Source organism: Micromonospora sp. WMMD964 (assembly GCF_029581455.1).
Classification (GTDB): Bacteria; Actinomycetota; Actinomycetes; order Mycobacteriales; family Micromonosporaceae; genus Micromonospora.
Map to the genome: position 1 here is coordinate 4,728,966 of NZ_CP120860.1, position 19,660 is coordinate 4,748,625.

The 19,660-nt window shown below is 75.0% G+C and carries 19 protein-coding genes; 7 read left to right on the forward strand and 12 right to left on the reverse strand.

Going from position 1 to position 19,660, the window contains the following annotated elements; all coding sequences use genetic code 11:
- Positions 1-46: 46 nt before the first annotated feature.
- Positions 47-496 carry a MarR family transcriptional regulator gene (locus O7616_RS21790; protein ID WP_282303677.1) on the reverse strand — a complete coding sequence of 150 codons (450 nt, stop codon included), beginning with the start codon at positions 494-496 and terminating at the stop codon, positions 47-49.
- 136 nt (positions 497-632) lie between these two features.
- Here O7616_RS21790 and O7616_RS21795 point away from each other — a divergent pair, with 136 nt between their 5' ends.
- The 7 genes from O7616_RS21795 (at position 633) to O7616_RS21825 (ending at position 7,075) form a co-directional block, all read left to right on the forward strand.
- Positions 633-1,853, forward strand: a complete 1,221-nt coding sequence (locus tag O7616_RS21795) for an MFS transporter (RefSeq protein WP_282303678.1) — start codon at positions 633-635, stop codon at positions 1,851-1,853.
- A 141-nt stretch (positions 1,854-1,994) separates the two neighbouring features.
- Positions 1,995-2,753: a class I SAM-dependent methyltransferase gene (locus O7616_RS21800; RefSeq protein WP_282303679.1), complete on the forward strand. Its 759-nt coding sequence runs from the start codon at positions 1,995-1,997 to the stop codon at positions 2,751-2,753.
- A gap of 48 nt (positions 2,754-2,801) precedes the next feature.
- Complete coding sequence (locus tag O7616_RS21805; protein ID WP_282259254.1) at positions 2,802-3,278, forward strand: CrcB family protein; 477 nt, start codon at positions 2,802-2,804, stop codon at positions 3,276-3,278.
- The gene (gene crcB, locus O7616_RS21810; protein WP_282303680.1) at positions 3,275-3,637 is read left to right on the forward strand and encodes a fluoride efflux transporter CrcB; all 363 of its coding nucleotides are present in this window, start codon (positions 3,275-3,277) and stop codon (positions 3,635-3,637) included. Before O7616_RS21805 ends, crcB begins: the two co-directional genes overlap by 4 nt.
- An 83-nt stretch (positions 3,638-3,720) precedes the next feature.
- Positions 3,721-4,245, forward strand: a complete 525-nt coding sequence (locus tag O7616_RS21815) for a PadR family transcriptional regulator (protein ID WP_282303681.1) — start codon at positions 3,721-3,723, stop codon at positions 4,243-4,245.
- Positions 4,242-4,922 (forward strand): ABC transporter ATP-binding protein, encoded by a 681-nt coding sequence (locus tag O7616_RS21820; protein WP_282259251.1) that lies wholly within the window; start codon positions 4,242-4,244, stop codon positions 4,920-4,922. The genes O7616_RS21815 and O7616_RS21820 overlap by 4 nt, the downstream gene beginning before the upstream one ends.
- Positions 4,919-7,075, forward strand: a complete 2,157-nt coding sequence (locus tag O7616_RS21825) for an FtsX-like permease family protein (protein WP_282303682.1) — start codon at positions 4,919-4,921, stop codon at positions 7,073-7,075. The genes O7616_RS21820 and O7616_RS21825 overlap by 4 nt, the downstream gene beginning before the upstream one ends.
- 3 nt (positions 7,076-7,078) lie before the next feature.
- Here O7616_RS21825 and cobA read toward each other — a convergent pair whose 3' ends face one another.
- Genes cobA through O7616_RS21880 form a run of 11 tightly spaced genes read right to left on the reverse strand, consistent with a single transcriptional unit; the run spans position 7,079 to position 19,643 of the window.
- Positions 7,079-8,764, reverse strand: coding sequence for a uroporphyrinogen-III C-methyltransferase (gene cobA, locus O7616_RS21830; RefSeq protein ID WP_282303683.1), 1,686 nt, complete (start codon positions 8,762-8,764; stop codon positions 7,079-7,081).
- Positions 8,761-9,357: a precorrin-8X methylmutase gene (locus O7616_RS21835; protein ID WP_282303684.1), complete on the reverse strand. Its 597-nt coding sequence runs from the start codon at positions 9,355-9,357 to the stop codon at positions 8,761-8,763. The genes cobA and O7616_RS21835 overlap by 4 nt, the downstream gene beginning before the upstream one ends.
- The gene (locus O7616_RS21840) at positions 9,354-9,551 is read right to left on the reverse strand and encodes a 4Fe-4S binding protein (RefSeq protein WP_282259246.1); all 198 of its coding nucleotides are present in this window, start codon (positions 9,549-9,551) and stop codon (positions 9,354-9,356) included. Before O7616_RS21840 ends, O7616_RS21835 begins: the two co-directional genes overlap by 4 nt.
- Entirely contained in the window at positions 9,539-11,269 is a 1,731-nt protein-coding gene (gene cobJ, locus O7616_RS21845; protein WP_282303685.1) for a precorrin-3B C(17)-methyltransferase, read from the reverse strand. The genes O7616_RS21840 and cobJ overlap by 13 nt, the downstream gene beginning before the upstream one ends.
- Positions 11,266-12,684, reverse strand: coding sequence for a precorrin-6y C5,15-methyltransferase (decarboxylating) subunit CbiE (gene cbiE, locus O7616_RS21850; protein WP_348773828.1), 1,419 nt, complete (start codon positions 12,682-12,684; stop codon positions 11,266-11,268). Before cbiE ends, cobJ begins: the two co-directional genes overlap by 4 nt.
- Complete coding sequence (locus O7616_RS21855) at positions 12,681-13,832, reverse strand: cobalt-precorrin-5B (C(1))-methyltransferase (protein ID WP_282303686.1); 1,152 nt, start codon at positions 13,830-13,832, stop codon at positions 12,681-12,683. The genes cbiE and O7616_RS21855 overlap by 4 nt, the downstream gene beginning before the upstream one ends.
- Entirely contained in the window at positions 13,829-14,662 is an 834-nt protein-coding gene (gene cobM / locus O7616_RS21860) for a precorrin-4 C(11)-methyltransferase (RefSeq protein ID WP_282303687.1), read from the reverse strand. The genes O7616_RS21855 and cobM overlap by 4 nt, the downstream gene beginning before the upstream one ends.
- Positions 14,659-15,399, reverse strand: coding sequence for a precorrin-2 C(20)-methyltransferase (gene cobI / locus O7616_RS21865; protein WP_282303688.1), 741 nt, complete (start codon positions 15,397-15,399; stop codon positions 14,659-14,661). Before cobI ends, cobM begins: the two co-directional genes overlap by 4 nt.
- Positions 15,396-16,751 carry a cobyrinate a,c-diamide synthase gene (locus O7616_RS21870; protein WP_282303689.1) on the reverse strand — a complete coding sequence of 452 codons (1,356 nt, stop codon included), beginning with the start codon at positions 16,749-16,751 and terminating at the stop codon, positions 15,396-15,398. The genes cobI and O7616_RS21870 overlap by 4 nt, the downstream gene beginning before the upstream one ends.
- Positions 16,745-17,356, reverse strand: a complete 612-nt coding sequence (gene cobO / locus O7616_RS21875) for a cob(I)yrinic acid a,c-diamide adenosyltransferase (RefSeq protein WP_282303690.1) — start codon at positions 17,354-17,356, stop codon at positions 16,745-16,747. The genes O7616_RS21870 and cobO overlap by 7 nt, the downstream gene beginning before the upstream one ends.
- 55 nt (positions 17,357-17,411) lie before the next feature.
- On the reverse strand, positions 17,412-19,643 hold the full coding sequence (locus O7616_RS21880) for a putative cobaltochelatase (protein WP_282307694.1): 2,232 nt from the start codon (positions 19,641-19,643) through the stop codon (positions 17,412-17,414).
- Positions 19,644-19,660: the final 17 nt, after the last annotated feature.

Sequence of the window (19,660 nt, forward strand, 5' to 3'; positions counted from 1 at the left end):
CGGGTACCGTACGCCCCGCCCGTCCGGGGGCAGGTTGACGCGGTGGTCAGCGAACGGCCGGCAGCCGGTGCAGGGCGTCGACCAGGGGGGCCAGCTCGGGGGTGGCCGCCGCGTCGGCGAGCGCGTCGCCGAGCACCCGGTCGTGGGTGGGCCGGGCCTGGTCGAGCAGCTCGGAGCCGGCCGGGGTCAGCTCGGTGTAGATGCCGCGCCGGTCGTCGGCGCAGAGGATGCGGGTGAGCAGGCCGCGCTGCTCCAGGCGGGTGACCAGGCGGGTGGTCGCGCTGCCGGAGAGCGCGGCGGCGCGGGCGAGCTGACTCATCCGCATGTGCCAACCGTGCTGGCGCGAGAGCGCGTCGAGGACCGTGTATTCGACGACGGACAGGTCGTGACCGGCCTGCAACGCCCGCTCCAGGGACGTCTCGATCAGCCCGTGCAGGGCGGCGAGGGTGCGCCAACCCTGCGCGCGGATCTCGACGGCGTCGTCGGCGATGCCCATGCCGGCCCTCCTTGGTGTGACCTGGACGGCCCAAGGCTACCACGCTTGCGCCGATATAAAGCGCGTGCAAGTATTTCGTTGCTGACGCGTGTAGTTGCACGCGCCTTCCATCTGACCCCTCCCCGATGGGAAGACCATGTCCGTACGCCAACAGTCCCTGCCGCCCGGCCTGATCGCGCTGGCCATCGGCGCCTTCGGCATCGGGCTCACCGAGTTCGTGATCATGGGTTTGCTGCCCGAGGTGGCCGCCGACTTCGCGGTCACCGAGCCGGTGGCCGGCTGGCTCATCTCCGGCTACGCGCTCAGCGTGGCCGTCGGCGGGGTCGCCCTCACCGCGGCGGTCACCCGGCTGCCCCGCAAGCCGGTGCTGCTCGGCCTGATGGTGCTCTTCATCATCGGCAACCTGCTCTCCGCCGTCGCCGGCGACTACGCCGTGATGATGGCCGGTCGGATCGTCGCCGCGCTCTGCCACGGCGCGTTCTTCGGCATCGGCGCCGTGGTGGCCGCCAACCTGGTCGCGCCGGCCCGCCGGGCGGGCGCCATCGCCATGATGTTCGCCGGCCTGACCATCGCCAACGTCCTCGGTGTCCCCTTCGGCACCTTCCTCGGGCAGCACTTCGGCTGGCGGTCGACGTTCTGGGCGATCACCGGCATCGGCCTCGTCGCGCTGATCGGGTTGGCCCTGCTCATCCCGGCTCGCGACACCGCCTCCGCCGACCGTCCGGCCGCCGGGCTGCGCGGTGAGCTGCGCGCCTTCACCCACTCGCAGGTCTGGCTCTCCCTGGTGATCACCGTCCTGGGCTTCGGCGGGATGTTCGGCGCGTTCACCTACATCGCGTTCACGCTGACCGACGTCAGCGGCTTCGCCGCCGGGACCGTGCCGTGGCTGCTCGTCCTCTTCGGAGTGGGGCTCTTCGCCGGCAACCTGCTCGGCGGCCGGGCGGCGGACCGGTCCCTGTCCCGCACCCTGGTCATCGTCCTGGCCGCGCTCACCGTCGTGCTCGTCGGCTTCGCGCTGACCGCGACGAGCCCGGCGCTGACGATCGTCTCGCTGGTGCTGATGGGTGGGTTCGGTTTCGCCACCGTGCCGCCGCTGCAAATGCGGATCATGCACTACGCGCACCAGGCGCCGACCCTGGCGTCCGGGGCGAACATCGCCGCGTTCAACCTCGGCAACGCGCTGGGCGCCTGGATCGGCGGTGTGACCATCGCCGCCGGGCTCGGCTACACCTCGCCGATCTGGGCCGGCGCGGCGCTCACGCTGGCCGGGCTGGGCGTCCTGCTCGGGGCGCTGCGCCTGGCCCGTCGCGGCGAGCCGACGCAGACCGACGCGGACCTGGTCGAGACGGCGGCCTGAGCCGCCGGGAGGAGTACGCCGGGCCGGGCGGAGGCCCGACCCGGCGTCACTCTGATCATCGCCCCGCCATCCTCTCGCAGTTGCAAATTATGTGCAACAAGGTCTGGACAACACCGTCGCGTCGTAACTAGCCTTCCCTCCATGAGTCCTTACATCACGGATCCGTGGGCGTGGCAGGAGAGCTGGGACCGCCAGCAGGAGGCGTTCATGCCGGACCGCGAACACCGGTTCACCGCCATGCTGGACACCGTCGACGCGGTTCGCGACGGCCGGCCGCCGCGCGTGCTCGACCTGGCCGGTGGCACCGGCAGCATCTCGCTGCGGACACTGGCGCGCTTCCCCGACGCGGAGGCGACACTGCTGGACCTCGACCCGGCGCTGCTCGCCATCGCCCGCGCCTCACTGGGCGACCGGGCCACCATCGTCGCTGCCGACCTCGGCACCCCGGACTGGCGCTCCGCATTGCCGCACCGCGAGTACGACGCCGTGCTCACCGCCACCGCCCTGCACTGGGTGCCGGCCGACCGGCTCGGCCGGCTCTACGCCGAACTGCGCGACGTGCTACGACCGGGAGCGGTCTTCGTCAACGCCGACCACATGCCGGACGACGGCCTGCCGGAGCTGACCAAGCGGCTGATGGACCGGGCCCGGGACCGGCGTAACGCCCGGTACGCGGCCGGCACGATGCTGTCCTGGTCGGACTGGTGGGACCGGGCCGGCGCGGACCCCGCGCTGTCCCCGTCGGTGCGGGAACGACAGGCCATCTACCCGACCGGGCACAGCCCGGAGTGGAGCCCGCCGGTGTCCTGGCACCTCGCCGCGCTCACCGCCGCCGGGTTCGGCGAGGTCGGCACGGTGTGGCGGGGCGGCGCGGACGCCGCCGTCGCGGCAGTGCGCTGACGCAGGCAGCGCACTCGGGGCCTGTCGACGGCACTACGCTGGGGACCCGTGGCAGAGCCGCTGGACCCGCGTACCGACCCGGACGTCGATCTCCGGGTCCCCGCCGACCGGGGCGAGCTGACCGCGCACCCCGCGACGACCCTCGCCGCCATCGCGGTCGGCGGGGTGCTCGGCGCGCTGGCCCGGGCCGGCCTGCAACACGCCGCGCCCCACTCACCGACGGGCTTCCCGTGGGCGACCTTCGGCATCAACACGTCCGGGTGCCTGCTGATCGGCGTGCTGATGGCGGTGCTCGGGCATCTCGACGGGGGGCCTCCCCTGGCTCGCCCGTTCCTCGGGGTCGGGGTGCTCGGCGGGTTCACCACGTTCTCCGCCTACGCGGTCGACATCCAGCAGGCACTGGTCGCGGGCGCCCCAGGTACCGCGCTGGCCTACCTGGCCGCGACGCTGCTCGGGGCGCTCGCCGCGGTGGGGTTGGGCGACGCCGTGACCACCCGAGCCCTGCGACGGAGGGCGGCGCGGTGACCGTCCTGCTCATCGCCCTGGGGGCGGCCGTCGGTGCCCCGTTGCGCTACCTCACCGACCGGGCCGTGCAGTCCCGGCACGACTCGGCGTTCCCCTGGGGCACGCTGACCGTCAACGTGGTCGGGTCACTGCTGCTCGGCGCGCTGGTCGGGTGGCCGGTCGGCCCGGCGGCCACCGCCGCACTGGGCACCGGATTCTGCGGCGCGTTGACCACCTACTCCACCTTCAGCTACGAGACGTTGCGACTCGCCCGGGGCGGAAACCGGTTCCTCGCGAGCGCCTACGTGCTGGGCAGCGTCGCGGCCGGGCTCGTCGCGGCCACCGTCGGCTACGCCCTGGCCCGCGCCCTGCACGGCTGAACATCCACCCTCGCCGCGCGATGTCTCCCCCTCATACACCGAGTCTATATACGCGGGGTATACCCTCGGTGTAGTCTCCTGGCATGAGCGTGCCACTGACCCTCCTCGGCCTCCTCGAACGAGAGCCCAGCCACGGGTACGACCTGAAACGCGACTACGACGCCTTCTTCGGGCGCGGCAAGCCGCTGCCGTTCGGCCAGGTCTACTCCACCCTCAGCCGCCTGGCCCGGGACGGCAAAGTGGTGATCAGCGACGTCGCCCCCGGCGCCGGGCCGGACCGCAAGCGCTACATCATCACCGACCTGGGCGCGACCGAGGTCGAGCAGTGGCTCACCCAGCCGGTCGAGCCGGAGCCACACCTGCAGACGGTGCTCTTCGCCAAGGTCGTGCTCGCGCTGATGCTCGACCGCCCCGCCGACGAGTACCTCGACATGCAGCGCAGCTCGCATCTGCAGCGGATGCGCGAACTCACCGAGATCAAACGGGCCGGCAACCTGGTCGACGCGCTGCTCGCCGACCACGGCCTGTACCACCTGGAGGCGGACCTCCGGTGGATCGAGATGACCAGCGCCCGGCTGGACGCCCTACGCAAGGAGGTGCGGCGATGAGCGTCATCATCGAGGCCCGCGACGTGGAGTTCTCCTTCGGTCAGACGCCCGCCCTGCGCGGGGCCGGAATCGCCGTGGACGCGGGTGAGATCCTCGCCATCATGGGCCCCAGCGGCTCGGGCAAGTCCACCCTGCTGCACTGCCTGGCCGGCATCCTCGTGCCCGACTCCGGCGAGGTCCTCTTCGACGGCGCCCGAATCGACACCCTGCCCGAGAGCGGACGCAGCGGCCTGCGACGCGACCGCTTCGGCTTCGTGTTCCAGTTCGGTCAGCTCGTCCCCGAGCTGACCGCTGTGGAGAACGTCGCCCTGCCGCTGCTGCTCAACGGCGTACGCCGGACGGCGGCGCTGCGCACCGCGCGCGGCTGGTTCGAGCGCCTCGGCCTGGACGGGTTGGAGCAGCGCCGCTCCGGTGAGCTGTCCGGCGGGCAGGCGCAACGCGTCGCCCTCGCCCGCGGCCTGGTCGCCGAGCCGCGGGTGCTCTTCGCCGACGAGCCGACCGGCGCGCTCGACTCGCTCACCGGCGAGCAGGTCATGGACCTGTTGGTCGGCGTCGCCCGCGAACAGAACACCACCGTCATCCTGGTGACCCACGAGGCCAGGATCGCCGCGTACGCCGACCGTGAGGTCATGGTCCGCGACGGGCGCGTGAACGCGCCGGACCGGGTCGCCTCGTGATCGGCTTCGGGCTCCGCCTCGCCGTGGCCGGCGGCCGTGAGGCGCTCACCCGCCTGCTCGTCATCGCCGCCGCCGTCGCGATCGGCAGTGGGCTGCTCCTGACCACACTGGCCGGGGTCAACGCGGTCAACTCCCAGCTCACCCGGTACGCGTCGATCTACCCCAACGCCTCGACGGGCGGCGACGTCGACCCGCTGTGGTGGTCGACCCGGGACGACTACTTCCACGGCACACAGATCATCCGCATCGACGTCGCCGCGACCGGGCCGAGGTCGGACACCCCGGCCGGCATCCCGACCATTCCGGGCCCCGGGGAGTACTACGCCTCGCCCGCGTTGCGGGAACTGTTCGCGGCGTACCCGGCCGACCACCTGGCCGACCGTTACCCGGGGCGCGACCTCGGCACCGTCGGCCCGGCCGGGCTGACCTCACCGGACACTCTGCTCGCCGTCGTGGGCGGCACCCCGGACAGCGTCGGCAAGCTGCCCAACGCCCGGCAGGTCGGCAGCGTCGGTGACGTACCGGCGCTCCCCGAGGCCACGGTGAACCTCATCCTGGGCGTGATCGCGGGCGGGCTGCTGTTCCCGGTGCTGATCTTCATCGGCACGGCCACCCGGCTCAGCGCCGCGCGGCGGGAGCAACGATTCGCCGCCATGCGCCTGGTCGGCGCGACGCCCCGACAGATCTCAACCGTCGCCGCCGTGGAGGCGACCGCCGCGGCCGTCGTCGGCACCGCCGTGGGCTTCGCCCTGTTCTACGCGTTCCGGGGCCCGCTCGCCGGCATCCCGTTCACCGGCATGCCGTTCTTCCCCAGCGACATGTCCCTGGGCCTGCTGGACGTGCTAATCGTCGCGCTCGGCGTACCGGCCGGCGCGGCGATGGCGGCCCAGGTCTCGCTGCGCCGGGTACGGATCTCGCCGCTGGGCGTCACCCGACGGGTCACCCCACGGGCACCGCGCGCGTACCGGCTGATCCCGATCGCGATCGGCGTGGTGGTGCTGTTCTCCGCCATCGGCTTCCGGCCCGCGACGTCCGACGGCCAGACCGCTGTGTTCCTGCCCGCCCTGCTGCTCATCATGGCCGGCCTGGTCTTCGCCGGCCCGTGGTTGACGATGGTCGGCGCCCGGGTCATGGCCCGGTACGCCAGCCGCCCCGCCACCCTCATCGCCGCGCGCCGCCTGGCCGACAACCCGAAGGCGGGCTTCCGGGCGATCAGCGGGATCATGCTCGCGCTGTTCGTCACGAGCGTCGCCGTCGGCGTGATCACCACGATCGTCGACAACCGCGGCCCGGCCCCGGTCGGCTCGACCGACGCGGGCACGGTGACCACCGTCTTCGACGAGAAGGCGGCGTCGGTGCCCGACACGCTCTTCACCGACCTGCGCGCGATCGCCGGGGTGCGGTCCGCGACCGCCATCCGCGAGAACCCGAACCTCATGAACGGCGGCGAGACCGGAGTGATCGCGTGCACCGACCTGCCGGGCACGTACGGCCGGTGCGCCGAGGGGGCGAGCGTCGTCGAGGTGCCGATGGGGCTCAGCCGATGGCGGGAGTCGGCGTCGCCCGCGACGGTCTGGCCCGCCGCGTCGCTCACCCTCGACGAACTCCAGCGGCTTCCGGTGGTGTCGATCGTGGTCGGCACGGACGGGTCCGCCGCCGCCGTCGAACGCACCCGCACCGTGTTGGAGATCGCCTACCCGACGTTCTGGGTGGGGCCGAACGTGCCCGGCGACTTCGAGTCGGACTTCGCCGACACGCTGCGCGGCTGGGAACAGTTGGCGAACGTCATCATCATCGCCAGCCTGGCGCTGGGCGGGTGCAGTCTCGCGGTCAGCGTGATCGGTGGTCTCACCGAGCGCCGACGCCCGTTCAGCCTGCTGCGCCTCAGCGGTGCACCGGTGCGGGTCCTGCGCCGGGTGGTCGCGTTGGAGAGCGCCGTACCGATGCTCGCCGTCGCCGCCGTCGCCATCGGGATGGGCCTGCTCGCCGCGCACCTGTTCCTGCGCGCGCAGATGGGTTACACGCTCGTCGCGCCGGAGCCACGGTTCTACGTGATCGTGGTCGTCGGGTTGGCCGCCTGCCTGGGTGTCATCGCCTCCACACTGCCGCTGCTGGAACGCGTCACCGGCCCGGAGACCGCCCGCAGCGAGTGATCGTCAGCCGGTGGGCCCGGTGGTCGGGACGGCGACCACCGGGCCGACGACGAAGACGGCGGGCGGACGGATCTCCTCCCGGGCGGCGACCGCGCCGATCTCGTCCAACCGGGCGGCCACCGATCGCTGGGCGGTTAGGCCGGCGTCCTGCACGGCGAGCACCGGGGTCTCCGGGGCCCGGCCGTGCTCGATCAGCACCGCCGCGATCTTGGCGATGGTGTCGACGGCCATCAACAGGACGACGGTGCCCCGGGCGCGGGCCGCCGCCGCCCAGTCCACGAGCGAGTCGGGGTGCCCGGGCGGCAGGTGCCCGGACACGACGGTGAGGTCGTGCGCCACCCCCCGGTGGGTGACCGGCACACCGGCGAGAGCCGGTGCGGCGATCGCGCTGCTCACCCCGGGCACCACCGTCACCGGCACCCCGGCCGCCGCGCAGGCCTGCACCTCCTCGTGGCCGCGCCCGAAGACGTACGGGTCGCCGCCCTTGAGCCGGACCACCCGCCGACCGGCCTTGGCGTGCGACACCAGGGCCGCGTTGATCGCCTCCTGGGCCATCGACGGGCCGCGGGGCACCTTGGCGGCGTCGACCACCAGCACGTCGGGGCGCAGCCCGGCGAGCAGCCCCTGCGGGGCCAACCGGTCGACCACCACGACGTCCGCGGCGTCGAGCAGCGCCTTCCCGCGTACCGTGATCAGGTCGTCGGCGCCCGGGCCGCCACCGACCACCGCGACCGACCCGTGGTCGTGGTGGTGGTCGTGGTGATGGTGATGGTGGTGGCCGACCGGGTCGTCGGGGTGGTCGTGCGGGCGTTGCGGGCGACCGACCTTGTCGGCGAAGCCGGGCATCAGCACCCGGTACGCGCAGGTGTCGCAGTTCATCCGGATGTCGCCGCCCAGCGCCTCGGCGTAGCGCTCCCGCACCAGGTCGGCCAGGGCGTCGCAGTCGCCGATCACGTCGGCCACCCGCACGTCGAGGTCGGGGTGGGCGGCGGCGAACTCGGCCGACTGGGCGACGATGCGGTCCGGCAGCACCCCGGCGAACAGGAAGTACGGCGCGACGACGATCCGCCGCGCGCCGAGGCGGCGCAGCCGCTCCAGCACCGCCGGGACCGACGGTTGGGCGAGGGAGATGAAGCCCGGCTCGACGCCGGCGTAGCCGCGTCCCTCCCAGAGCAGCCGGGCGACCTTGGCGACCTCGGCGTTGGCGTCCGGGTCGGTGGACCCCCGCCCGATCAACGCGACCCACGTGCCGGCCCGGTCGGCACCCGCCGGCTCCGTGCCGGCCCGGTCGGCACCCGCCGGCTCCGTGCCGGCCCGGTCGGCACCGGCCAGCGCGGCGTCGATGCGTTCTTCGAGGGCGGTGTGCAGCAGCGGATGCGGGCCGAGCGGACGCCCGTAGCGGTAGCTCAGCCCGGGGTGGCGCTCCTGTTCCCGGGCCATCGCGGCGGGGATGTCGCCCTTGCCGTGCCCGGCGCCGGTGAGCACCAGCGGCAACGCCACCAGCGCGCGGTGCCCGCGCCCGACGAGCGCGCCGACCGCGTCGGTCAGCGGCGGGCGGGACAGCTCGATGAAGCCGCCCTCGACGTCCCCGATGTCACCGCGACGGCGAACCCGCTCCACCAGTGCGGCGAACTGGTCGACCCCGGCCGCGCTGCGCGTACCGTGCCCGACGATGACCAATCCGGTCATGACTTCTCCTCGACGTAGAGCAGGGCGTTGAGGGCGGCGGCGGCGACCGCCGAACCACCCTTCTCGCCCACGTTGGACACCCCGGGCAGGCCGCTGGCGCGCAGCGCCGCCTTCGACTCGGCGGCCCCCACGAAACCGACCGGCAGGCCGACGACCAGCGCCGGAGCGGCGTCCACTGTGAGCAGTTCGACAAGGGCGGTCGGGGCGCAGCCGACCACCCAGACCGCGCCGGGGCCGACCCGGTCCAGTGCGATCCGTACGGCCGCCGCCGAGCGGGTGATCCCGGCCGAGCGGCCCAGCTCGGCGGCGGCCGGCTCGGCGACCGGGCACACCAGCTCCAGGTCCGCGCGGGTGATCCCGGCGGCGACCATCGCCACGTCGGTGACCACGGGTACGCCCGCCCGCAGCGCGGCCAGCCCGGATTCCAGGGCGGCCTCGTCGCACACGAGGTCGTCGACGTACGCGAGGTCGGCGCTGGCGTGCACCACCCGCTCGGTCACCGCCCGGGTCAGCGGCGGCAGGTGCGACAGGTCGACGCGCTCGCGCAGGATGCGGTACGACTCGACCTCGATCGGGTGCACGACCCGGCTCATCGGGCTCCTTCGGAAGGGTCGGACGCGGCGACGCGGATCGCGTCGACGGGGCAGATCTCCAGGCATTCCAGGCAGCCGGTGCAACGGTCGGCGCGCACCGTCAGGCCGCCGGGCACCGGTCGGATGGCGTGGGTGGGGCAGGTGAGCAGGCACGCGCCGCAGCCCTGGCACGCGTCGATCGTCACGACCGCCACCGGTACCCCCGGGGTGTGACCATCCGGCCGGCGACCAGCCGGGTGTCGCTGTTGCCGACCACGACGACGCTGTACATGTCCACCACCGCCGGGTCGAGGGTGGCCACCGTCGCCAGGTGCACCCGCTCGCCGGGGCGGCTGGCGTTGCGCACCACCCCGACCGGGGTGTCCGGCGACCGGTGCGCGGCGAGGACGCCGAGCGCCTTGCCGAGCTGCCAGTCCCGGGCCCGGCTGCGCGGGTTGTAGAACACCGTCACGAAGTCACCTTCGGCGGCGGCGGTCACCCGCCGCTCGATGACCTCCCACGGCGTGTGCAGGTCGGACAGACTCAGGTAGGCGTGGTCGTGGCCGAGCGGCGCGCCGAGCACCGCGCCGGCGGCGAGGGCGGCGGTCACCCCGGGCACGCCCACCACGTCGATGCGTTGGTCGGCGTACTCCAGGGCGGGGCTGGCCATCGCGTACACCCCGGCGTCGCCGGACCCGACCAGCGCGACCGCCCGGCCGGCGGCGGCCTCGGCGACGGCGGCCCGGGCCCGTGCCTCCTCCGCGCCCAACCCGCTGGACAGGACCCGGGTGCCCGGGCGGAACACGTCGCGGACCTGGTCGAGGTACTGGTCCAGGCCGACCACGACGGAGGCGCGGCGCAGCTCGGCCACCGCGCGGGGGGTGCGCAGGTCGGGCGCGCCCGGCCCGAGGCCGACGACGGCCAACCGACCGCGCGGCGCGTGCCGGGCCACCGCGACGGTGGCCATCGCCGTCGCGGTCTTCCCCACCAGCAGCGTGGCGTCGTCGGCCCGACCGTCCGCGCCGAGCAGGGCCGCGGCCTCCGCGACACTCGGTGTGCCGACGGCGGCGCGGACCACCTCGCTGGGGTGCGGCACGTCGATCGCCGCCAGGCGCGTCGCCGGCCAGGTCACCAGGGGTACGCCGAGGGCGTCGGCGGTACTGCGGATGCCTGCCTCGTCGGCCTTCACGTCGGCGCTGGCGAGGCAGCGCAGGCTCGCCCGGTCGAGCCCGGCGTCGGTCAGCACCCGGTGCAGCAGCTCGGCCACCTCCTCGGCGGGTACGCCCCGACTCGCCCCCACCCCGGCGACCAACGACGGTGGGCGCAGCACGGCGGTCCGCTCGTCGAGCGGGACCACCCGGTCGGTGACCAGCAGCCGGTAGCCCGCGTCGGCCTCGCTGCCGGCGGGTGGCGGTTGGACGTTCGGTGGCAGGGCGGGCAGCGGCCAGTCGGCGTCGGCGATCAGCTCGACGGGTTCGCCGTCCAGGATGGCCCGGGACACCCCGGCGACCGCGCCCTGCACGGGCCAGCCGAGGGTGTCCAGCCCGGGCAGACCGACCGCGTCGGTGGCGGTGGTGACCACCGGGCGGGCGTCCAGCAGTGCGCCGACCTGCTCGGCGAGGTCGTTGCCGCCACCGGCGTGCCCGCCGAGCAGCGCCACGGCGTGCCGGGCCGCCTCGTCGACGACGACCACGGCCGGGTCGCTGTGCTTGTCGCCGAGCAGCGGAGCGAGGATCCGTACCACCGCGCCGGTGGCCAGGAACGCCACCACCGCGTCGCACCCGGCCCAGGCGGACCGCAGCGCGGCGGCCACGGTGTCCCCCTCGACCAGTCGGGCGTGCGGCCAGGCGGCGGCCACGGTGTCGGCGTGCCGGCGACCGGCGGCGGTGGCGGCCACCAGTCCGATGCGGGTGGGCACTGTCGGGTCGGTCACTGGCGCTCCCCGGTGAGGACGACCACCGGATTGGTGGCCGCGAGTCGGATCGACCCGCCGGGCAGGTCGGCGAGGCGGGCGGCGGAGAGCTGACTGCCCTCGACCGTGTAGCCGGCGGCCCGCAGCAGACCCACCGCCGGTGCGACCCGGTCCAGCGCGGCCAGGGTCAGCACCACCCGTTCGGGGCGGCGGGCCACCACGGCGGCGAGGGTGCCGTGGCCGCCACCGCCGACGAAGACGGCGTCCGGGTCGGGCAGCCCGGCCAGCGCCTGCGGTGCCCGGCCGACGACGAGCCGGACGGTGACCGCGTGCGCGGTGGCGTTGGCCCGGATGGTCGCGCCTGCGTCGGGGGCCTGTTCGACGGCGAGCACGGCAGCGCCGAGCAGCGCGCACTCGATGCCGACCGAACCGCTGCCCGCGCCGACGTCCCAGATCAGCCGACCCAGCCGGGGGCGCAACCGGGCGACGACCAGAGCCCGCACCTCCGACTTGGTGATCATCGAATCGCGGTGGGCGTAGCGGGTCTCCGGAAGCGCCCAACCGCCGACCGGCGCGGCGGCCGGCTGGTTGTCGACGCGCATCCCGCCGACGGCGACCGGATCCGGTGCGCGGTCGGCAGCCGTCTGGGCAAGCGCGGCGTCGGTGGACGCCTGGGCAAGCGCGGCGTCGGTGGACGCCTGGGCAAGCGCGGCGTCGGTGGACGCCTGGGCAAGCGCGGCGTCGGCGAGGCTGAGGATCACGTGCGGGTCGGCCCAGGTCTCGGTGGCGGCCTGCTCGGGGGTCACCTGGCGGACGCGTTCGACGTCGGTGCCCAGGTGCTCTCCGACCAGCAGGCGGCGGGGCCAGCCGACCAGGCCCGCGCCCAGCTCGGCGGCACCCGCGCCGGGTGCGGTGAGCACCGCGACCAGTGGCAGCGCCCGGCAGGCGTTCAGCGCCGGTCGGAGGTCACGGCCGTGCGCGGTGACCACGGCGGCGCCGTCCCAGGGCAGGCCGGCGCGGGCGAACGCGGCGGCCACACTGGACACCGCCGGCACCACCCGTAGCGGCAGCCCGGCCGCGCGCAGCCGCCGGACGATGCCGAACAGGCCGGGGTCACCGCTGGCCAGCACGACGGACGGCACCCCGGCGGCGACAGCCTCGGCGAGCCGGTGCAGGGCCGGGGCGAGCGGTCCGAGGGTGACGGTGTCCGCACCGGCCGGTACGGGCACCGCCGCCAGATGCCGCGCGGCCCCGACGACCAGCCCGGCGGCGGACAGCACCGGCGCGAGCGCGGGGTGCGGCGCAGCGCCCGCAGCGTCGAGGCCGACCACGCTCACCGGGATCGACGACGGTTCCGGACTCGCCGACGGTTCCGGACTCGCCGACGGTTCCGGGCTCGCCGACGGCTCCGGGGGCATCGGCGCCGGCCGGGTCATCGGGGCCACCGCCCGGAGGAGGCGACGACGTGCGCCCCGGCGAAGTCGACCATCGCCACGTCCACGGTGACCGTCGGCCCCGCGAAGCGCCGCAGCACCTGACGGACCCGCCGGCAGAGCACGTCACCGGCCGGTCCGAGCAGCCCGGCGCCCTCCCACAGCTCGTACGCGTGCCGCCCGGTGTTCGCCTCGGTCACGGCGGCGACGAGGGCCGCGTCACCGCCGGCCTCGGCGGTCACCGCGCCGAGCAGCGAGAGGTCCACCCTGGAGCGCGTGTAGTGGGTCATCAGGATGCCGGCGGCGAGTTTGGCGAGTTTGCCGGCCATGCCGACGAAGACGACACCGGTCATGCCGTCGTCCACGGCGGCGGTCACCGCCGCGCCGGTGAAGTCGCCGACCTCGACGAAGCACACCTCGGGCAGGTCGGGCAGGAGCGCGCGGGCGGCCCGCTCGGTACGCCCACCGGTGCAGAGCACCACGGTCCGCTCCCCCTGGGCGGCCATCACGTGCACCGCCTGCACGACACTGGCCCGCCAGGAGGCGGTGGAGAAGGGGCGGACGATCCCGGTGGTGCCGAGGATCGAGATGCCGCCGAGGATGCCGAGCCGCCGGTTGGTGGTCTTGCGGGCCATGATCTCGCCCCTCGGCACGCTGATCACGACGCGCACGCCGACCTCGGTGAGGTCGACCACCTCGGCCACCGCCTCGCCGATCATCCGACGGGGGGTGTCGTTGATGGCCGGGCCGCCGACCGCGAGCCCGAGGCCGGGCTTGGTGACGGTGCCGACGCCGTCGCCACCGGCGAGTCGCAGGCCGGGCACGTCGGTCCAGCCCACGCTGGCGGTCAGCTCCGCGCCGTGGGTGACGTCCGGGTCGTCCCCGGCGTCCTTGACCACGACCGCCTCGGCGCGCACCGGGGGGTCGCCGGTCACCTCGCACCGTTCGACCGGGAACCGCACCCGTCGTCCGGCGGGCAGGCCGATCTCCACGTCGGGCTGGATCTCCCCGGTGACCAGCGCGGTGACCGCGGCCTTGGCCGCCGCCGTCGCGCACGCGCCGGTGGTCCAGCCGGTGCGCAGCGCGGTGGGCCGGACCTTCGCGGTACGCGGCAGGTCCGGCTCGCGCAGCGGCGGCTCGGGGTACGTCATGGTGTGCCGGTTCCCCCGGCCCGGGTGCCGCTCCGGCGGCGCAGCTCGGCGCGGGCGGCGGGCTCCGCCCTGCGGAAGGTGTGGAAGTGCCCGGGGTGGTAGAGGTGCGAACGAGTGCCTTCGGCGGCGAGGGCCGGCCCGACCAGGAACAGGGTGTGCTTCCAGAGCCGGTGCTGCTTGACGGTGGCCTCCAGGGTGCCGACCGTGCAGCGCACCACCAGCTCGTCGGGCCAGGTCGCCTGGTACGCCACCACGGCCGGGGTGTCCTCCGGGTAGCCGCCGGCCAGCAGCTCGGCCTGCACCTGACCGGAGCGGGCGGCGGAGAGGAACAGCGCCATTGTGGTGCCGTGCCGGGCGAAGTCCCGGACCCGCTCGCCGGGCGGCATCGGGGTCTTGCCGCCTTCGAGGCGGGTGAGGATCACCGACTGGGCCACCTCGGGCACTGTCAGTTCCCGCCCGACGATCGCCGCGACGGCGGTGAACGACGACACCCCGGGCACGATCTCGACGGCCAGGCCGAGCGCCCGGCACAGGTCCAGTTGCTCCTGCACCGCGCCCCACAGCGCCGGGTCGCCGGAGTGGATCCGGGCCACGGTCAGCCCCTGCTCGGCGGCCCGCTGGTAGAGCGGCAGCACGCCCTCGATGGGCAGCTGCGACGAGTCGACGATCTCCGCGTCGGGGCGGGCGTGGCCGAGCACGTCGGCGTGCACCAGGCTGGCCGCCCAGATCACGATGTCCGCCTCGGCGATCACCCGGGCGGCCCGCAGGGTCAGCAGGTCGGCGGCGCCCGGTCCGGCGCCGACGAACCACACGGTGCCGTCGCTGGTCACAGTTTTCCTCCTCGGTGGTCGCGGCGGGCCGGGACCAGCAGCGTCGACAGGTACGGCAGGTCGTGGTCGGCGTCGCCGACCGGGCCGATCCGTTCGCCGGGCAGCCCGAGGCTGCGGCCGAGGACCGCGTCGGTGAGGCGGCCCTGTCGGCGCAGCTCGGCGAGCAGGTCCGGGTGCCGCCGCCAGCCCTTGTAGACGACGACGCTGCCCGGCCCGGCGAGGGCGTCGGCGAACAGCGCCGACCCGGCGGTGGCCGGGAGCAGGGTCAGCGGTTCGCGTCCCTCGCAGAGCGGGGTGCCGCTGCGGGAGGCCAGCTCCTGCATCGCGGTGACGCCCGGGACGGTCGCGACCCGCACCGCCGGGCGCCGGGCCCGCACGCTCTGCGCCAGGTAGCCGAAGGTGGAGTAGACGTTCGGGTCGCCGATGGTGGCGAACGCGAGGGACCGCGCGCCCGCGTCGACCGCCTCGACGACCGCGCGGGCGGCGTCGTCCCACGCCGCCGCCCGGCGGGCCGTCACCCCGCCCCGGTCGTCCAGGGCGAACGGCAGCCGCCGCAGCCGGTTCGCCGGGACGTGGTCGCGCACCGTCGTCTCGGCCCGCCCGGCGTCCGGTTCGGGTCGGTCCGCCATCACGGGTACGAAGACCACGTCGGCCTCGCGCAGCACCCGCACCGCCTTGACGGTGAGCAGTTCCGGGTCGCCGGGGCCGACACCCACCCCGGTCAGCGTGGCGGTCATCGGCACGCCTCGACCAGCCGGCGGGCCGCCTCCGGCTGACCGGCCCAGTGGGTGTGCAGGTAGGAGGCGTGCACCCGACCGGCCACGAAGCCGTGCGCGGTGTCGTTCCAGCGCCACGCCGGACGGTCGCCGTGCCCCGGGTCGGTGGTGGTGCGGTGGAACTCGTGTCCGCGTACCGGCTCGCCGACCCGGGCCACCGGGGAGTCGGTGACGGCGACGGCCTCGCGGTAGCCGAGGGTGAGGCGGCCGGTCATCCGGGCGGTCAGGTCCAGTCGGCCGCACATGGGTACGCCGTCCAGGGACCGCCCGAGGTAGAGCAGCCCGGCGCACTCGGCCACGATCGGCCCGTCGAAGTCGGCCAGCTCGGCGCGCAACGCACCGTTCCCGGCCAGCGCCTCCGCGTACGCCTCGGGGAAGCCTCCCCCGATCACCACCGCACGGGTGCCGCTGGGCAGCGCCGGGTCGCGCAGCGGGTCGACGGTGACCACGTCCGCACCGGCGGCGGTGAGCAGTTCGGTGGTCTCCGCGTACGAGAAGGTGAAGGCCGGACCCCCGGCGAGCGCGACCCGTGGCCGCCCCGCGTCGGCCGGCCCGCCGACGGCCGCGACCGGGTCCCACGCCGGGGCGGTCAGCGGTCCGGCGCTGCGGGCCAGGGCGAGCACGGCGTCCAGGTCCACGGTGGCCTCGACCAGCTCGGCGAGCGCGCTGACGATGGCGAGGGACTCGGGCGCCCGCTCGGCGACCGGCACCAAGCCGAGGTGTCGGGCCGGCGCGGTCACCTCGGCGGCCCGGGTGACCGCCCCGAGCACCGGTACGCCCACCTCGCCGAGAGCGTCGCGCAGCAGCGTCTCGTGCCGGGACGAGCCGACCCGGTTGAGGATCACCCCGCCGATCCGTACGGCCGGATCGAACGCGGCCATGCCCAGCGTCAGCGCGGCGGCCGAGCGACCCTGCGCGGTGGTATCGAGCACCAGCAGCACGGGCGCGTCGATCAGCCGGGCGACGTGCGCGGTGGAGGCGAAGTCGCGGCGACCCACCGCGCCGTCGTGCAGGCCCATGACGCCCTCCACGACCGCGACGTCGGCGGACGTGGGAACGCTCGCGCCGTGCCGCAGCAGACCGGCGATCCGCTCGGCGCCGACCAGGAACGGGTCGAGGTTGCGACCGGCCCGACCGGCGGCGAGGGCGTGGTAGCCGGGGTCGATGTAGTCCGGGCCGACCTTGTGTGGGCTGACGGCGAGGCCGCGACGGCGCAGCGCGGCGAGCAACCCGGTGGCGATCGTCGTCTTGCCGTGGCCGCTGGCCGGCGCGGCGACCACCACCCGGGGCAGCGGCCAGGGTTCGTTCACCACTCGATGCCCTTCTGGCCCTTCTGCCCGGCGTCCATCGGGTGCTTGACCTTGGTCAGTTCGGCCACCAGGTCGGCGGCGGCGACCAGGCGCGGGTCGGCGTCGCGGCCGGTGACGACGACGTGTTGGAAGCCGGGCCGGTCGGCCAGGGTGGCGACCACCTCGTCCACGTCCACCCAGCCCCACTTCATCGGGTAGGTGAACTCGTCCAGCACGTACAATCCGTAGCGCTCGGCGGCCAGGTCACGCTGGATCTGCCGCCACCCCTCCAGGGCGTCGGCGGCGTGGTCGGCGTCGCCGCCGCGCTGGATCCAGGACCAGCCCTCACCCATCTTGTGCCAGGCCACCGGTGCGCCCTGGCCGGTACGCTCGTGCACCTCGCCGAGGGCCCGGAAGGCGTTCTCCTCCCCCACCCGCCACTTGGCGCTCTTCACGAACTGGAACACGCCGATCGGCAGCCCGGCCGTCCAGGCGCGCAGCGCCAACCCGAACGCGGCCGTCGACTTCCCCTTCATCTGCCCGGTGTGGACCATCAGTAGCGGCCGGTGCCGCCGCTGCCGGGTCGTCAACCCGTCGGCGGGCACCACACTCGGCTGTCCCTGCGGCATCAGCGATCTCCCCTTCGCGCGATCCTGCGGTCTCGGCCCGCCATCGGTGCTCCCGTCACGCCGCGACCGGCAGCGCGGCAGCGTGGGCGTGCGGGTGGGTGAGGGCGGCCAGCGGGTGGTGCGGCGCGTTCAACTGCGTCGCCAGGCGACGCGCCAGGTTCAGGCGTACCGGGCCGCTCTCGCAGTCCACGACGACGCAGGGAGCGCCGGTCGCCGCCAGCACCGCCGCCGCTCCCGCCGCGCGGTCCAGCGGGCGGTGCCCCGCCGTGGCCCGGCCGTCGGTGACGACGAGGACGAGGGGACGCCGCCTCGGGTCGCGCAGCCGCTCCACCCGCAGCAGGTCGGCCGCCGCGAGCAGCCCCTCGGCCAGCGGCGTACGCCCACCGGTCGGCAGCTCGGTCAGCCGGGTCGAGGCGGCCAGCACCGACGAGGTGGCGGGCAGCAACGTGCGCGCGTCGGCGCCCCGGAAGGCGATCACGGCCACCTTGTCCCGCCGCTGGTACGCGTCGGTGAGCAGGGCGAGGACCGCGTCCTTCACGGCGGTCATCCGCTGCCGGGCACCCATCGAGCCGCTGGCGTCCACCACGAACAGCACCAGGTTGCCCTCGCGCCCCTCGCGGACCGCCTCGCGCACGTCGCCCGGACGCAACCGCAGCGGGCCGGTCGACCGTCCCCGCGACGCCTGGTGCGGTGCGGCGGCGCGGACGGTCGCCGGCAGGTGCAGCGCGGCGACCCGGCCGTGCGGCACCCGGGCCCCGGTGGTGCGCCCCCGCCCGGTGCGGGCCCGCGACCGTCGCCCGGGCACCCCGTCGCCCACGCCGGGCGCGGTGAGCAGCCGCGCGGTCAACCCACCCCGGGGTACGGCCACCGGCTGCGCGTCCCCGCCGCCGCTCGCCGGGTGGTCGGCACCGGCCGCCGCTCCTCGGCCGTCGCGGCTGCCCGGCCCCCGGTCGTCGCCTCCCCGGTCGTCCGCCGAGCGCTGCGACCGACCGTCGTCATGGTCGCCGGGTCGGCGCTGCGGCCAGTCATCGACGCCGTCCGCACGCCCGTCCGGGCCGGTGCCGTCGCGCGCCGCCGAGCGCCCGGGTTCACAGTGGTCCCTGCCGTCACCGCTGCTGTCGCCGCCGTTCGGACCGCCGGGACCGGCCGGGCCGCCGCCGTTCGGGCCACTGTCGTCAGGGCCACTGTCGTTCGGGCCGCTGTCGTTCGGGCCGTCGTCGTCCGGGTCGTCGGGGTGGGCCTCCTGGGCGCGCTGCAACGCCTCGTCCAGGCGCTTCTCGTCCAACCCGGGGGTGTCGAACGGGTCGCGGCGACGACGGTGCGGCAGGGCCAACCGAGCCGCCACCCGTACGTCGTCGACGGTGACCCGGTCCCGGCCGTGCCAGGCGGCGTGGGCGAGGGCGGTCCGCGCGGTGACGATGTCGGCGCGCATCCCGTCCACGTCGAACGCCGCGCACACCTCGGCGATCTGCCGCAACGCGGCGTCCGGCAGGCGTACCCCGGACAGTCGACGGCGGGCGGCGGCAACCTGGGCGGCGATCTCCGCGTCGGCGTCGGCCCAGCGGGCGGCGAACCCGGCCGGGTCGGCGTCGGCGGCGAGCCGACGGCGGACCACCTCGACCCGGACCTCCGGATCGCGGCTGGCGCCCACCTCGACGGTCAACCCGAACCGGTCGAGAAGCTGGGGGCGCAACTCCCCCTCCTCCGGGTTCATCGTGCCCACCAGCAGGAACCGGGCGGCGTGGCTGACCGAGACACCCTCCCGCTCGACGTGGCTGCGACCCATCGCCGCCGCGTCCAACAGCAGGTCCACGAGGTGGTCGTGCAGCAGGTTCACCTCGTCGACGTAGAGCACGCCCCGGTGCGCAGCGGCGAGCAGACCCGGCTCGAACGCGCGGACCCCCTCACCGATGGCCTTCTCCAGGTCCAGTGAGCCGACCACCCGGTCCTCGGCGGCACCCACCGGCAGCTCGACCAGGCGGGCCGGACGGGTCTCGGCGGTCGCGTCGACCGGGTGCGGGCCGTCCGGGCAGGCCGGGTCCGGCTCGGCCGGGTCACAGCCGAACCGGCAGCCCGCGACCCGGCGCACCGGGGGCAGCAGCGCGGCGAGCGCGCGAACGGCGGTGGACTTGGCGGTGCCCTTCTCCCCCCGCACCAGCACCCCGCCGATCGCCGGGGACACCGCGTTGAGCAGCAACGCCAACCGCATGTCCGCCATGCCGAGGACCGCGCTGAACGGGTAGCTCCGCACTGGGCCTTCTTTCGTTCGCGACTGCGGGGCTCGCAAAACCGGCTCACTCCTCG